Source organism: Lolliginicoccus lacisalsi, assembly GCF_014841105.1.
Lineage (GTDB): Bacteria > Actinomycetota > Actinomycetes > Mycobacteriales > Mycobacteriaceae > Lolliginicoccus > Lolliginicoccus lacisalsi.
In genome coordinates this window covers 271,193-285,286 of sequence record NZ_JACYWE010000003.1, presented here as the reverse complement: position 1 = coordinate 285,286, position 14,094 = coordinate 271,193, and the positions used below count along the sequence as shown (strand labels likewise).

The 14,094-nt window shown below is 69.0% G+C and carries 14 protein-coding genes; 6 read left to right on the top strand and 8 right to left on the bottom strand.

Going from position 1 to position 14,094, the window contains the following annotated elements:
• The first annotated feature begins 92 nt into the window (after positions 1–92).
• The 3 genes from HT102_RS07005 (at position 93) to HT102_RS06995 (ending at position 3,956) form a co-directional block, all read left to right on the top strand.
• On the top strand, positions 93–998 hold the full coding sequence (locus HT102_RS07005; protein ID WP_192038680.1) for an ABC transporter ATP-binding protein: 906 nt from the start codon (positions 93–95) through the stop codon (positions 996–998).
• On the top strand, positions 995–2,560 hold the full coding sequence (locus HT102_RS07000; protein ID WP_192038679.1) for an ABC transporter permease: 1,566 nt from the start codon (positions 995–997) through the stop codon (positions 2,558–2,560). The genes HT102_RS07005 and HT102_RS07000 overlap by 4 nt, the downstream gene beginning before the upstream one ends.
• A 289-nt stretch (positions 2,561–2,849) precedes the next feature.
• Positions 2,850–3,956 (top strand): 3-deoxy-7-phosphoheptulonate synthase, encoded by a 1,107-nt coding sequence (locus HT102_RS06995; RefSeq protein WP_192038678.1) that lies wholly within the window; start codon positions 2,850–2,852, stop codon positions 3,954–3,956.
• Here the strand turns inward: HT102_RS06995 and HT102_RS06990 are convergent.
• Genes HT102_RS06990 through mca form a run of 3 tightly spaced genes read right to left on the bottom strand, consistent with a single transcriptional unit; the run spans position 3,937 to position 7,177 of the window.
• A complete protein-coding gene (locus HT102_RS06990; protein WP_192038677.1) occupies positions 3,937–5,988 on the bottom strand; it encodes a thioredoxin domain-containing protein in 2,052 nt (683 codons plus the stop codon). The two genes, HT102_RS06995 and HT102_RS06990, sit on opposite strands and share 20 nt — an antisense overlap.
• A gap of 2 nt (positions 5,989–5,990) precedes the next feature.
• Positions 5,991–6,284 (bottom strand): hypothetical protein, encoded by a 294-nt coding sequence (locus HT102_RS06985; protein WP_408611321.1) that lies wholly within the window; start codon positions 6,282–6,284, stop codon positions 5,991–5,993.
• A gap of 2 nt (positions 6,285–6,286) precedes the next feature.
• Positions 6,287–7,177, bottom strand: coding sequence for a mycothiol conjugate amidase Mca (gene mca / locus HT102_RS06980; protein WP_192038676.1), 891 nt, complete (start codon positions 7,175–7,177; stop codon positions 6,287–6,289).
• Positions 7,178–7,380: 203 nt separating this feature from the next.
• Here mca and HT102_RS06975 point away from each other — a divergent pair, with 203 nt between their 5' ends.
• Positions 7,381–7,881 (top strand): DUF4307 domain-containing protein, encoded by a 501-nt coding sequence (locus HT102_RS06975; RefSeq protein WP_333473321.1) that lies wholly within the window; start codon positions 7,381–7,383, stop codon positions 7,879–7,881.
• A gap of 98 nt (positions 7,882–7,979) precedes the next feature.
• Here HT102_RS06975 and HT102_RS06970 read toward each other — a convergent pair whose 3' ends face one another.
• The gene (locus HT102_RS06970; RefSeq protein WP_192038675.1) at positions 7,980–8,321 is read right to left on the bottom strand and encodes a hypothetical protein; all 342 of its coding nucleotides are present in this window, start codon (positions 8,319–8,321) and stop codon (positions 7,980–7,982) included.
• 392 nt (positions 8,322–8,713) lie between these two features.
• Between HT102_RS06970 and greA the strand changes: the two genes are divergently transcribed.
• Complete coding sequence (gene greA, locus HT102_RS06965; protein WP_192038674.1) at positions 8,714–9,208, top strand: transcription elongation factor GreA; 495 nt, start codon at positions 8,714–8,716, stop codon at positions 9,206–9,208.
• 124 nt (positions 9,209–9,332) lie between these two features.
• Here greA and HT102_RS06960 read toward each other — a convergent pair whose 3' ends face one another.
• The 3 genes from HT102_RS06960 to HT102_RS06950 all read right to left on the bottom strand — a co-directional run bounded on the left by HT102_RS06960 (position 9,333) and on the right by HT102_RS06950 (position 12,459).
• Positions 9,333–10,406: an exonuclease domain-containing protein gene (locus HT102_RS06960; RefSeq protein WP_192038673.1), complete on the bottom strand. Its 1,074-nt coding sequence runs from the start codon at positions 10,404–10,406 to the stop codon at positions 9,333–9,335.
• Positions 10,407–10,497: 91 nt separating this feature from the next.
• Complete coding sequence (locus HT102_RS06955; protein WP_192038672.1) at positions 10,498–11,058, bottom strand: NADPH-dependent FMN reductase; 561 nt, start codon at positions 11,056–11,058, stop codon at positions 10,498–10,500.
• A 255-nt stretch (positions 11,059–11,313) separates the two neighbouring features.
• Positions 11,314–12,459 (bottom strand): cystathionine gamma-synthase, encoded by a 1,146-nt coding sequence (locus HT102_RS06950; protein WP_192038671.1) that lies wholly within the window; start codon positions 12,457–12,459, stop codon positions 11,314–11,316.
• A 107-nt stretch (positions 12,460–12,566) separates the two neighbouring features.
• On the opposite strand from HT102_RS06950, the gene HT102_RS06945 reads away from it, so the two are divergent.
• Entirely contained in the window at positions 12,567–12,869 is a 303-nt protein-coding gene (locus HT102_RS06945; RefSeq protein ID WP_192038670.1) for a hypothetical protein, read from the top strand.
• On the opposite strand, the gene HT102_RS06940 is transcribed toward HT102_RS06945, so the two are convergent.
• Positions 12,859–13,815 (bottom strand): alpha/beta fold hydrolase, encoded by a 957-nt coding sequence (locus HT102_RS06940; RefSeq protein WP_192038669.1) that lies wholly within the window; start codon positions 13,813–13,815, stop codon positions 12,859–12,861. The two genes, HT102_RS06945 and HT102_RS06940, sit on opposite strands and share 11 nt — an antisense overlap.
• Positions 13,816–14,094: the final 279 nt, after the last annotated feature.

Below are 14,094 nucleotides of genomic sequence, written 5' to 3'. Positions count from 1 at the left end.
TCACTTGCAGGTTGCTGTCCAATGCGCTACATTTTTGGTAGTCACTGTCATTTGACAGTGACTGACCATTTGCTTCGCCAGCAGGAGCCACCATGAAGCTCGCCATCGACGCGACCGCGCTCACCAAGGACTTCGGCCGCTTCACCGCCCTCGCCGGGCTCGACCTCCAGGTCGCCACCGGATCCATCCACGGCTTCCTCGGGCCCAACGGCGCCGGGAAATCCACCACCATACGGATCCTCCTCGGCCTCATGCGGCGCACCGGCGGCACCGTGGCCGTGCTCGGCCACGATCCCGCCACCCACGCGCTCGACATCCACCGCCGCACCGCCTACGTCCCCGGCGACGTCGCGTTCTGGCCCAGCCTCACCGGTGGCGAGACGCTCGAGGTCCTCGCGCGCGCCAACCCCGGAACCAGCGCCCGCAAGCGCGCCGAGCTCATCGAGCGATTCCGCCTCGACCCCCGCAAGCGGATCCGCGGCTACTCCAAGGGAAACCGGCAGAAGATCGCCCTGATCTCCGCGTTCTCCGCCAGCCCGGACCTGCTCGTGCTCGATGAGCCCACCACCGGGCTCGACCCCCTCATGCACGCCGAGTACGCGCGATGCGTCACCGCCGCGGCCGAGCAAGGCACCACCGTCCTGCTCTCCAGCCACATCCTCAGCGAAGTAGACCAGCTCTGCGACACCACCACCATCATCCGAGACGGCCGCACCGTGCAGACCGGGTCGCTCGCCGAGCTCCGCGGCGTCGCCCGCTCCCACGTGATCGCCCGCACCCGCGCCCGGCCCGCGATCGACGACGCGGACGGCATCACGAACCTCGCGATCACCCCCGACGACGGCAACCACCGCACCGAGTTCGACATCTCGGCCCCCGGGCTGCCTGCTGCCATCAACCAGCTCGACACCGCGGGCCTGCTCGAGCTGTCCTGCACGCCCCCCACCCTCGAGGACCTCTTCCACAGCTACTACACCTCCACCGGGAGCGACCGATGACCGGCACCGCCACCCTGGTCCGGCTGCTCCTGCGCCTCGACCGGACACGCATGGCCATCTGGCTGCTCGCCCTGCCCGCCCTCGTCTGGCTCGGCGCCCGCTCCATCGTTTCCCTCTACCCCACCGCCGATGATCGCGCCGCCTATGCGCGCACCGCGAGCGAGATCACTGCCCAGATCGCCATGAGCGGCCCGCCACGCGGGCTCGACACGATCGGCGGCATCACCGTCTACGAGGCCGGCTGGCTCGCCAGCATCGCCGTCGCTGCCAGCGCGATCCTGCTCGGGATCCGCGCCACCCGCGCCCACGAGGATTCCGGCGCGTGGGAACTCATCCTCGCCGGACGAATCGGTCCGCGCGCGCCCCTCGCGGCCGGTGCCATCCTCGTCACCGCCAACCAGCTCGCTCTCGGCACCGCCATCAGCCTCGCCCTCGTCGTAGCAGGTGCGGATCGCGCCGGATCACTCGTGTTCGGTTCCGCTGTCGCGTCGATCGGGATCCTCTTCGGAATGCTCGGGCTGCTCGCCGCGCAGGTGGCCAGCAATGCCCCCGCGGCGCGCAGGCTCGCGCTCGGAACCCTCGGCATCGCCTTCGCCGTGCGCGCGGTCCACGACACCACGGACATGCCCCTCGGCTGGGCATCCCCGCTGAGCTGGGCACAAGCCAGCGAGCCCTTCGCGGGCAACTATCCCGCTCCGCTCGCGGGCGCGCTCGTCGCCGCGGCCGCGCTCCTCGCTCTGGCGCTAGCGATCAACGCGCGCCGCGACCTCGGGCAAGGACTGCTCGCCGCGCGGCCCGGGCCCGCGAGCGCGGGGCCGCTGCTTGGGACGCTGCCGGGCCTGCAACTACGGCTCGCGCGGGGAACCATCATTGCCTGGGCCGTGGCCGCCGCGATCACGTTCGCCGCGTTCGGCTCGATCGTGCCCAGCATCGATACCATCGCCGGGACCTCCGACGGCACCGCTGAGGTCATGGCGGCCTACGGCGACGAGTCCCTCACCGAGGCGTTCCTCGCCTTCAGCTTGATCATCCTCGCCATCCTCGCGGCCGGCAGCAGCACCGCGGTCGCGCTGCGCCTGCACGCCGACGAGCGAGCCAGCCGGCTCCCGCTCCTTGCCGTCGCGCCGCTGCGCAGGCACCGGATCCTCGCGCACTACGCGCTCCCGACGCTCCTCGCTGCCGTGCTGACCTGCCTCGTCGGCGGCATCGCGCTCGCGCTCGGCGCGGGCGCGAGCGGGAACGACTGGTCAGCCACCGGAAGCATCATCACCGGCGGACTGGTCCAGGCCGCGCCGGCGCTCGTGCTCGGCACCCTCGCGCTCGCCCTCGCCGCCGCCGCGCCCCGCCTCGCGGGCTTCGCCTGGCTGGCCTACGCCGCGGCCGCGATCGCCGCGATCCTCGGTCCCGTCCTGCGCCTGCCGGGTTGGGCGCGCGACCTCACGCCGTTCACCCACGTCGCCGACTACCCCGCCACGGGCATTCCGTGGGTGCTGCTCGCCATCTCCGTCGCGCTGCTCATCGCCGCCGCGATGGGGCTCGCTCGCCGCGACATCACCGGATGACCAGCGGCGGAGCGGCTTGAGCCCGGCCGCGGGCGGTGTGGCGCGCGCCACCAAGATGACGAAACCGAGATCCTGCGTTATGGTCGTGGGCATGATCCATGTCAGGTCGTATTGGCGCTTTACACCGGCTCCGGGTGGAGCTGGTGGTCGATTCACGCGCTGACGATCACTGTTCATCCGGAGCCCAAGCCGCAGGCACCTCGCCCTGCTGGCTTTCCGTCCGCTAGCCGGCGGGCACCGGGATGAGCATTCCACGTGTGGCCGCCTGAGCATCAACGAAAGGCCCACGATGTCACTCTCCCTCGGCGACGATATCCAGCGCGCCACCCAAACTGGCGGTCCCCGCGCCTCGACCAGCGATGTGCACGTCCGCTCCATCTCGCCCCTGCCTAGCCCGCGCGAGATCCTCGAGGAGATGCCGCTCGGTGACGAGCGCGCGAGCCTCGTCGCCTCCAGCCGGGACGAGGTGCGAGCCATCCTCGACGGCACCGATGACCGCCTCGTCGTGGTCACCGGCCCCTGCTCGGTGCACGACACCGAGGCCGCGCTCGACTACGCGCAGCGGCTCGCGCCGATCGCCCACGCCCACCGCGATGAGCTGCGCATCGTCATGCGCATGTACTTCGAGAAGCCCCGCACCACTGTCGGCTGGAAGGGCTTGATCAACGATCCGGGCATGGATGAGTCGTACGACATCCCGCGCGGCCTGCGGCTCGCCCGCTCGGTCCTGCTCGGCGTGCTCGACACGGGCCTGCCCGTCGGTTGCGAGTTCCTCGAGCCGACCAGCCCCCAGTACATCGCGGACACCGTCACCTGGGGCGCCATCGGGGCCCGCACCACCGAGAGCCAGGTGCACCGCCAGCTCGCGTCGGGGGTCTCGATGCCGATCGGCTTCAAGAACGCCACCGACGGCACCGTGCAGGTCGCCATCGATGGCTGCCGCGCCGCGGGATCAGCACAGGTTTTCTTCGGCTCCGACGTCGACGGCAAGGCAGCATTGGTCTCGACCACCGGCAACCCGGATACACACGTCATCCTGCGCGGCGGGCGTGGCGGCCCCAACTACTCCGAGGCCGATATCGAGGCAGCCGCAGCGCTGCTCGCCAAGGCAGGCCTGCCAGCATCAGTGATGGTCGATGCGAGCCACGCCAACTCCGGCAAGAGCCACATCCGCCAGGCCGAGGTAGCACGGGAGATCGCCGCGATGGTCGCGTCGGGCAACCGGGGCATCTCCGGTGTGATGCTCGAGAGCTTCCTTGTCGCGGGCCGCCAGGAGCCTGGACCGGGCACGCTCGTCTACGGCCAATCGGTGACCGATGCCTGCATGGACCTCGCCACCACCGAGAGCCTGCTCGACGAGCTCGCCGCGGCCGTGATCAGCCGTCGAAAGCAGTGAGCAGCGCAGCGAGGGCATCGCGGTCGCCCACGGGCGACTGGCATACCGTGCCCCGGCACACGTAGGCCGCTGGCTGGCCGTCCACGGCAGGGCGGTCGGCCAGCGGCGGCGTGCTGCCCGCTTCGGCAGCAACCACGACGGCGCCTCCCGGTGACTGCTCCCGGGCCGCCGCGAGCAATCCACCGTCCCGCCCGCTCGTGGTGCTGATCGCCACCTCGATCGGGCCATGCAGGGCGGCCTCGGCCACCGCGAACCAATGCCCCGCCGAGCGGGGTGCTCGCTCGATCGGCAGCACCGCCCGCGCCAGGGATGCCTCCGCATGCTCGCGGTACCGGATGGCCTTCTCGGGCCCTGCGACGACCGCGAGCGTGAGCAATGCCTCAGTGATCGTCGATGCGCCCGAGGGGGTAGCGCCGTCCAGCGGATCGCGGGGGCGCGCGAGAAGCGCCTCGGCATCATCAGCGGTATCGAACCAGCTACCCGGAGCCTCGGCATCCGCGAAGCGCGCGAGAGCAATGTCAGCGAGCTCCTCCGCGCGAACCCGCCAGCGATCATCGCCCGTGGCCTGGTAGAGCGCGAGCAGAGCCACAGCGAGCGCTCCATGATCGTCGAGGACCGCGACAGCGTCGCCGACCGAGCCGCCCAGCGAAGCACGTCGCAGCCGACCATTCACCACGTGGGTCGCCAGCAAGTACTCGGCAGCCACACGCGCCTGCTGGATGTAGTCCGGCTCGTCGAGCGCCAGCCCGGCCTCGACGAGCGCGGTGATGGCGAGCCCGTTCCAGGCGGTGACCACCTTGTCATCACGCTCCGGCTGCGGCCTCTCGTCCCGCGCGGCACGCAAGGTGGCGCGGACCCGGGCGAAGCGCTCCTCGTCATCGGGATCCCCGGGCAGTTGCAGCACGCTCTGCGCGCCCTCGAACGTGCCTGTGCTGCCGACCGCGAACAGGCTCGCCGCCCACAGACCGTCCTCGAGGCCGAGCACATCGATCAGTTCCTGCGGCGTCCACGCATACGTCAGGCCCTCCACGCCCTCGGTGTCCGCGTCGAAGGCCGAGGCAAATCCGCCCTCGCGGGTGCGCAGATCCTTCAGCAGGAACCCCGCGGTCTCCCGCGCCACCCGCGCGGCAAGGGGATCGCCCGTGCGGCGGGCGAGGTGCGCGTAGAACCGCAGTAGCAGCGCGTTGTCGTAGAGCATCTTCTCGAAGTGCGGCACCACCCACTCGGCGTCCACCGCATACCGGGAAAAACCACCCGCGAGCTGGTCATAGATGCCGCCGCGCGCCATGGCCGAGGCGGCGCGCTCGATCGTCGGCAGCCCCTCGCCCGTGCGCTCGTGGTGGCGCAGCAGGCCCTCGAGCAGGGCGGACGGCGGGAACTTCGGCGCCCCACCGAACCCGCCCCGCGCGGTGTCCTCATCCGCGATGACCGCGGCCGCCGCAGCGTCGAGCATCGCCGCATCAGGAAGTCGCTCTCCCGCGGGCAGCGCGCCCGCGTTCTCGCGCAGCGCCTCGGTCACCGAGCCCGCCGCGCGATGCACATCCTCGCGCCGGTTCTGCCAGGTGCCCGAGATCGCCGCGAGCACCTGCGGGAACGTCGGCATGTTGCCGCGCGGCCGGGCCGGGAAATAGGTGCCGCAATAGAACGGCTCCCCGCCGGGGGTGAGGAAGCACGTCATGGGCCAGCCGCCCTGGCCGGTCATCGCGACCGTGGCATTCATGTAGATCGCATCAAGATCGGGGCGCTCCTCCCGATCGACCTTGATGCACACGAAGTCCTGGTTCATCCGGGCCGCGATCTGCTCGTCCTCGAATGATTCATGCGCCATCACATGGCACCAGTGGCACGAGGCGTAGCCGATCGACAACAGGACCGGCACGTCCCGCTCGCGCGCCCACTTGAGCGCGTCGCTGCTCCACTCCTGCCAATGCACGGGATTGCTCGCGTGCTGGCGCAGGTACGGGCTCGAAGCCTCGCCCAGCATGTTCCGCGCCCGGGGATCCCCAGGCGCCCCGTCCTGATCCCCGGCCATGCTCACTGTGATGTGTCCGTCTCCACGGCAGCACGATCCGTGCCCTCGTCCACTGCTTGATCAGGCTCGGGATGCTCCCGCTCGAAGGTCTCCGGCAACCTCGCCAGATGCTTGTTCATCGACCTGATCAGCAGGAAGAGGCCGATCGCGAGCAGCACGATGATCGCTGCCGCCACCGGCGGTGCCTTGCCGAACTCGGGACCAGTCGTCTCCACCCCATTCTGGGCGAGAAAAGTGGCACCCTCGGCCAGCGCCCAGGACCCCCAGGCCGCGACGTCGGGAATATGGGTGGCCACGATCAGTCCTGCTCCTTCGCTTCATCGCCGGCGGAAAGGCCGGCGAACAGATCAGTCTCCGGGATAGTGGTGCGGATCCTCGTCCGGGCGAGCTCGAACTCCTCGGTCGGCCACAGTCGCTGCTGCATCTCCAGCGGCACCACGAAGAACGGACCGTTCGGATCCACCTGCGTCGCATGGGCGCGCAGCGCCTCATCCCGGAGGGGGAAGTAATCACCACAGGTTATCTGGGTGGTCACGCGCCCCATGATGTCGCCTTGCCGCGGCTTCCAGTTCGCCAGCCACTCGGCGTACGGGCTCTCGAGGCCGCGGTCGAGGAAATCATCGTGGAACAACTGCATGCGGTCACGGAGGAAGCCGTGCACGTAGTAGATCTTCGACGGCTCCCACGGCTCGCCCGCATCGGGGAACCGTCCGGCATCCCCGGCTGCCTCGAACGCCTCCATCGACACCTTGTGGCACATGATGTGATCGGGATGCGGATAGCCACCGTTCTCGTCATAGGTGATCATCACGTGCGGCTTGAACTCCCGGACCACACGCACCAGCGCTTCGGTGGCAACCTCCAGCGGCACGAGCGCGAACGCATCATCGGGCAGCGGCGGCACCGGATCACCCTGCGGCAGGCCCGAATCAATGAACCCCAGCCAGTGATGCTGCACGCCCAGGACCTTCGCGGCCTGCGCCATCTCCTCCTGCCGCACCTCGTTGATGCGCTCGAGCACGCCCGGGATGTCCATCGCGGGGTTGAGCACATCGCCCCGCTCGCCACCCGTCAAGGTGACGACCATGACGTCATGGCCTTCCTTGGCATAGCGGGCCATCGTCGCGGCACCCTTGCTCGCCTCATCATCAGGGTGCGCGTGTACCGCCATCAGCCTCAAACCGGCCACGAAATCTCCTCCGCAATCTCCCCAGCGCGACCCCGGGGCCGCTCCCAGCTTGCCGTGGTCCTCTCACGATTCCGCATGAGCGGCACGACGGCAACTCACGGGCAACTCCTCTAGAGAATACGTGGGGCCGGCCGCGCGCCGCCACGGCGCACCACCCGCCCGGGCAGCACCCGCCCGCGCGCCGGGCAGCAGGCAAGGACCGGGTGGCATCATGGGAGGCCAGCACCACCTCCACCGGCCCAGCACGCCCGACGGGAAGCATCGCATTGAGCAGCACGCAGCACGACCAGCCCCCGAGATACCCCGAAGCAGCGGCGACCGGGCGGACCAAGCGCCCCCTCGTCATCGTGCTCGGAGTGCTGTTCGCCCTCGGCATCGCCGTGATCGCCTACCTCGGGTACCGGCCGATCACCTCGACGCCCATCGAGGCCGAGGCGCTCGGATACGAGGTCATCGACGATGCGACGATCACGGTGCGCTTCAAGGTCGTCCGCGACGATCCGAGCGCGGACGTCGTGTGCATCGTGCGCTCCCGCTCCCGCGACGGATCCGAGACCGGGCGGCGCGAAGTGCTCGTGCCGGGCTCCACCAGCAGCGCCGTCGAGGTCACCACCACGATCACGACCTCCAAGCCCCCCGGCATGGCCGAGGTGTACGGCTGCGGCGGCAGCGTTCCGCAGTACCTCCAGCCCCAGCAGGGCTAGGCGCTGGGCCGCGGCCGGGGCCCGGCGCCACGGCCTCGCCGCCCGCGCACGCTCGTGGCCCCGCCCAATGATGCACAGGCGGGGCCACGAGGCACGCCTCAGGACTCGAGGGAGCCGGACTCCACCTCGGCGGTGGTGACGTCCGGGATGATCAACGCGCCCGGGGTGCATGTGACGAGCACGCCGCCCACCAGGTCAGTGGCGCTGAGCAGGACCAGCGTGGCGTTGCCGTCCGCGTCCGCGGTGCCGCCGAACACCTGTGGCGGCACGGTCACGCACTCCGACTCGGGCTGGGCGCCCGACACCGAGACGATGATGACCGGGCCGAGCTCCATGGCGGTGGCGCTGAGCTCGGTCTGGGCCGAGGCCATCCCGGAGGCGGCGAGCATCATCGGCACGGTTGCGGCAGCGGCGATTCCCGCGCGCACGACATTTCGCATGGATCGTTCTCCCTTGATCAGGAACGGGGGTGGTGACGGGCGTCACCCATGCCAAGAATGGTCGATGGCATCGGATTCCGCAGCGTTTTCCAACTGGAACCGCTTGGGGCGAAATGGGAACGAGATATCCGGACGTATCCGTCATTCGAGGCGGATCCGAGTGGATCCGGCGAGGCCAGGCCGGGATTCGGCAAGTCGCGGTTCGGGTTTCATTAGACCGTTGTTCATGCGAAGGACGTGTATCCTGTATGTACACGGCCCTGAGTGGGGCCGTGTACGCGCATGTGGGAGCACTTGCTCCCAATGGCATGGCGACCGCGGATGGTTCCCGGTCCGCCCGGCTTGGGCTCGGTGCCAAGCGCATCAGCCACAGTATAAAGGAGTGATCGACAATGACCGACACGAAGGCGAGCTGGCTCACCCAGGAGTCGTACGACAAGCTCGATCGTGAACTCCAGGCGCTCATCGCCAACCGGCCCGTGATCGCCGCGGAGATCAACGCGCGACGCGAGGAAGGCGACCTTCGGGAGAACGGCGGATACCACGCTGCCCGCGAGGAGCAGGGGCAGCAGGAAGCGCGGATCCGCCAGCTGCAGGAACTGCTGAACAACGCCAAGGTCGGTCAGGCGCCCAAGCAGTCCGGCGTTGCTCTTCCCGGTTCGGTCGTCACGGTCTACTACGCTGGCGACGAATCGGATTCCGAGACGTTCCTCATCGCCACGCGCGAGGAGAGCACGGCCACCGATGAGCTCGAGACCTACTCCCCCAGTTCCCCCCTTGGCTCGGCATTGATCGACGCCAAGGTCGGTGAGACGAAGGAGTACAAGCTGCCGAACGGCAAGACCATGACCGTCACGCTCACCAAGGCAGAGCCCTATCACGGCTGACCCCTGATCGAGCAACGAGGGCTCCCGGCTTTTCACGCTGGGAGCCCTCGTGCTTTCCCTGGCTTGGCCGATCCTCACTGAGTCACGGCGCGACGACAGCCCCGTGCGGGCCGGGCGGCGGCACTCAGTCGAGGAGCTCGCGCAGCTGGCTCTCGTCGATGATGGAGATCGCACGCCCGGCGGCGATGTGCTCGCGCGCCTTGCGCTCCTTGCTCGTCTCGATCGGTGACCCGTGGGCATCCACCCAGGTTCCCTTGATCAGCATGGTGGTGCGCCGGGTGACATTGAGCTCGGGCTTGCCACCGCGCTCGGCGATCATGTCCCACAGCGCCTCGCGGCTGCATCCGGCGAACTCGCCCGTGACAACGACGATCTGGCCATGAAAAGGGTGGCCTGGATCCGCCGTGGGGCTCGGCACTGGCATCTCGCTGGCCTTGCGGCTGGGCTGGTGGCCCTGCCAGGAAACGGTCGGCCGGGTCGATGCGCACAACGTGAGCCCGTGCGGGGAGAGCGACCCCAGGACCGTATCGGTGGCCTTCGCGTAGGCAGCGAGATCGCGGGACTTGCGCGCCTGGGTGAGCTGGAGCGCGATCCCGGCAGCGGCGAGCGCATCCGCGGCGGCGTCATGGTGCTGCTCGAGCGGCACGCCAACGTGCTGGGCGATGGTGGGCAGCTTGTAGTTGACGAGCCCGGGCAGATCGATGCGCGACCACACCAGCGTGCAGCCGAACGAGATCTCCGGGACGTGGATGCCCGAGACCGTGCAGGCCTCGCGCAGCGCCGTCATGTCGAACCGCGCGTTGTGGCATACGAGTTCACGATCACCGATCACGTCGCGAAACTGCTCCATGCGCTCCACGAACGAAGGCTGGCGAGCGACATCGTCAGGCGTGATGCCATGGATCTCGATGTTGCCAGGATCAAAATGCCCGAGTCCGCGCGGAGGCTGGCAGAGCAGGCTCTCGGTACGGGTAACGGCCCCGTTCTCCACGACCGCGAAACCGAGGGCACAGATGCTGCCCCATGAGCCGTTGGCGGTCTCCACATCGAAGGCCACGAAGCTCGGTGCCCGCGTGCTCGCTCGCGCGCTCGTTCGCGCCGGAGCGACCAGCGGGAACAGCGCTGGCTCCTCGTCTTCCTGGAACGGATCATCGAACAACGATCCTTGCTGCGGCTCGGGCCGCCGCGCTGCCGCCATGACGTCTCCATTCTCCCGTCCGCCCCGAGTGCCATGACACTAGCGGACAGAGCCGACAATTCCCGCGCCAAGCCAGCGCGTGCGCTTGCGACTAGCCCTCGTCACCGATCAGGCCGAGCAGCTCCTGCCACGCCTGGCGCAGGACCTCGGCGTTGTCCGCGACCACGCGGGCAGGATCGGTGAGCCGATCATCGTCGCCGTACTCGCCACGCAGCGGAATGTTCACCGGGGTCTCGACAAGATTGACCCCGACCCGGCCGAGCACCTGCTTGAGCTGCTCGAAGGACCGCTTGCCACCGCCCCCGCCGTAGCTGATGAGCAGGCCCGGCTTGTCCTTCCACTCGGCGTACAGGTAGTCGATGGCGTTCTTCACCGACGCGGGGTAGCCCCAGTTGTACTCCGGGGTGAGCACCACGATCGCGGCGGCGCCCCCCACCATGCGCGCCCAGTTCCGCGTGTGCTCATGCTGGTAATCACCGGTTGCCGCCATGCGCGGCTCGTCGAGGATCGGTAGCGCTAGCTCGCGCAGGTCCGCGACCTGGACCCTGGGGCCATCCGTGCCCGGGATCTGGTCGAGGATCGCCCGCCCGAGTTGTCCGCCGACCCGCACGGGCCGGGCGCTGCCGATGATGAAGAGAATCTCGCCTGCCATGCCCACGACCCTAGTGCCCCGGCGCGCCCACCGGCGAGCGTGGCTGCCTGACGGGCGTCCCCGGCCGGTGTGTCAATTGCCGGGGCGTCCCCGGCCGGTGTGTCAATTGCCGGGGTGTCCCCGGCCGGTGTGTCGGTTCGGCGGCGACGAGTGTGCGAAAAGCGTCAGGATTCACGCGTTGCGCTGTCGTTCTTCGCACACTCAAGCGCGCTGCGAGCCCATCGTTCCGGCTAGCCGAGTGCCTGCTAGTTCCGGCTAGCCGAGTGCCTGCTCGAGATCAGCGACGAGATCGTTGGCATCCTCGATACCGACGGACAGGCGCACAAGATCCTCGGGCACCTCGAGCACGGAGCCGGCGGTGGAGGCATGCGTCATTGCCCCAGGATGCTCGATGAGGGATTCGACCCCACCGAGCGACTCAGCGAGAGTGAAGACCTTGGTTCGCGCGCACAGGTCGAGCGCGGCCTGGCGGCCACCATTGAGCCGGACGGAGATCATGCCGCCAAAGCGCCGCATCTGCTTCACCGCCACGTCGTGGCCGGGATGCTCGGGCAGGCCCGGGTAGAGCACACTGCTGACGGCACGATGCCCGGCGAGGAAGTCCACGACCGCCTCGGCATTGTCGCTGTGGCGGTCCATGCGCACCGCGAGGGTCTTGATGCCGCGCATCGTCAGGAACACGTCGAACGGCCCGGGAACCCCGCCCGCCCCGTTCTGGAGGAACGCGACATCCGCGTCGAACTTCTCATCGCGCGTCACGATAGCGCCGCCGACCACGTCGGAATGCCCGCCGAGGTACTTCGTGGTCGAGTGCAGGACCACATCGGCGCCCAGCGTGAGCGGCTGCTGCAGGTACGGCGAGGCGAAGGTGTTGTCCACCACCAGCTTGGCCCCGGCAGCGTGAGCGATCTCCGCGATGGCCGCGATATCACCGACATTGAGCAGCGGATTCGTCGGTGTCTCGATCCAGACGAGCTTCGTCTCGAGCCGGATCGCTGCACGGATCGCATCGAGATCAGTGATTGGCACCGCCGTGTAGGAGATGCCCCACTGGGTGAAGACCTTATCGATCAGCCGGAAGGTGCCACCGTAGGCATCATTGGGGATCACGAGGTGATCGCCCGGGCGCAGCGCCGCGCGCAGCACCGCATCGGTGGCAGCCATGCCGGACGAGAAGGCGCGACCGTGGGTTCCCTGCTCGATCGCCGCCATGTTGGCCTCGAGCGCTTGCCGGGTGGGGTTGCCGGTGCGCGCGTACTCGAAGCCGCCACGCATTCCACCCACCCCATCCTGGGCGAACGTGGAACTCGCATAGATGGGAACGTTCACCACACCGGTCTGCGGGTCCGGGTCGAAGCCCGCGTGGATCGCCGTCGTCGAGAACCCGTGCTGCTCACTCATGGGTGACAGCCTAATGCGGGGGCACGACAAATATCGAGCACGCCTTCCCCGGTAGCGGGGTAACGTCGGCGGGGACAACCCGAGGCTGCCGAGGTGATCCTGTGCAAATGCGCAATATCGCGATCTATGTGGGCACTGTGATCGTCGCCGCGATCGGGGTGCTGCTCGGGGCGGCCCTCACGATCCCCGACGAGTGCGCCATCACCGACGCCTGCGCGAGCACGCAGCGCAGCATCATCCTGTTCGCGCCCGTCAGCATCCTCCTCCTCGGCGTAGCGGGCGCCGCGGCCTTCACCATCTGGTGCTGGCGCGACGGAATCGAGTGGCGCCGCTGGTTCGGGGCCGTCTGGTTCCTGCTCGTGATCCTGCTCGTCGTCATGTCGATGGCGGGCGGCGTCCTCACTGGCTAGCCTGGCCTGCTCGATCCAGTTCTCCTCCGGGCAAGCCGTCAACGAATCGCAGGATGGCGCCGTTGACCCTGTCCGGCTCCTCGAGGTGGAGGAAATGCCCGAGGCCCTTGACCACCCGCGCCTTGCTGGCGGGTGGCAGGTGATCCGGCGTTGAAGCACCGAGATCGGCCCGGACGCAGGTGTCGCGCTCGCCGTGCAGATAGAGGATCGGCACGCGATGCTCGCGGTAGATGCCGTGCCGCTCGGGCGCGCGGCTTGTTCTCCAGCGCAGGGGATTCCATAGGGCGCGGTAGTAGCCGAGAGCGGCGCGGCAGTGCGCGGCGTCGGGCAGCGCGCGGTGGGCGGCGGCGAGATCCGCGTCGTATTCATATGCCGGTGCCCAGCGTGCCCAGATTTCATTGATGAACCTGTGGCTCAGCGCAGGGACGCGCTCGAGGGGCGCCTGGGCGGCGAGCATGTACCAGCTGCGTGGTGCTTGGCGCAGCCACGTCCTCGCGTGGCGCGCGAGTCGACGCGGCGGCCATGCCCGGGCAAGGAGCACCGGCAACGGGGGCACCGCGAGGAGGATCGCGGCGTGAAATCGGTCGGGGGCGAGGCTAGCGGCGCCCGAGGCGATCATGGATCCCCAGTCGTGACCAATGAGCAAGGCCCTCCTAGGAGCACGCGCACCTGGGGCGGCGAGGGCGTCCTGGATGTCGAGGACGTCGCGGACCAGCGCGGCAAGCTCGTAGTTGCCGTCGGGCGCGGGGCCGGTGGGAGCGTATCCACGATTGGCGGGGGCGATGGCGCGCCAACCACGTTCCGCGAGCCGGGGGCCGAGGTGGCGCCAGGTGTGCGGGGAGTCCGGGAATCCGTGCAGCAGGAGTACGAGGGGTCCGTCGATGGGGCCCCAGGCCTGCGCGGCGATGGTTCTGCCCGGCAGCGGGATCGTCAGGTTCTCGGCCACGTGCCCAGCATGCCAGGCCCACTGCTCCGGTGGCTGGCGCGGCTTGCTGCGGGCGGCTGGCTGGCGCGGCTGGCTCCGGTGGCTGGCTGGCTGGCTGGCTGGCTCCGATCGTGAAGATCCCGCCACATCACGCGTGGCCAGATCTTCACGATCGGAGTGGCGGCACCCCGGCCGCGCTGGCAACCTGGCCGCACCAGACAGCCGCACCCCACCCCTATCTATATATAGCTTCTCTATCTATAATCGAGGCGAGGGGCACCCGCGCCGCAATAGGAGGAC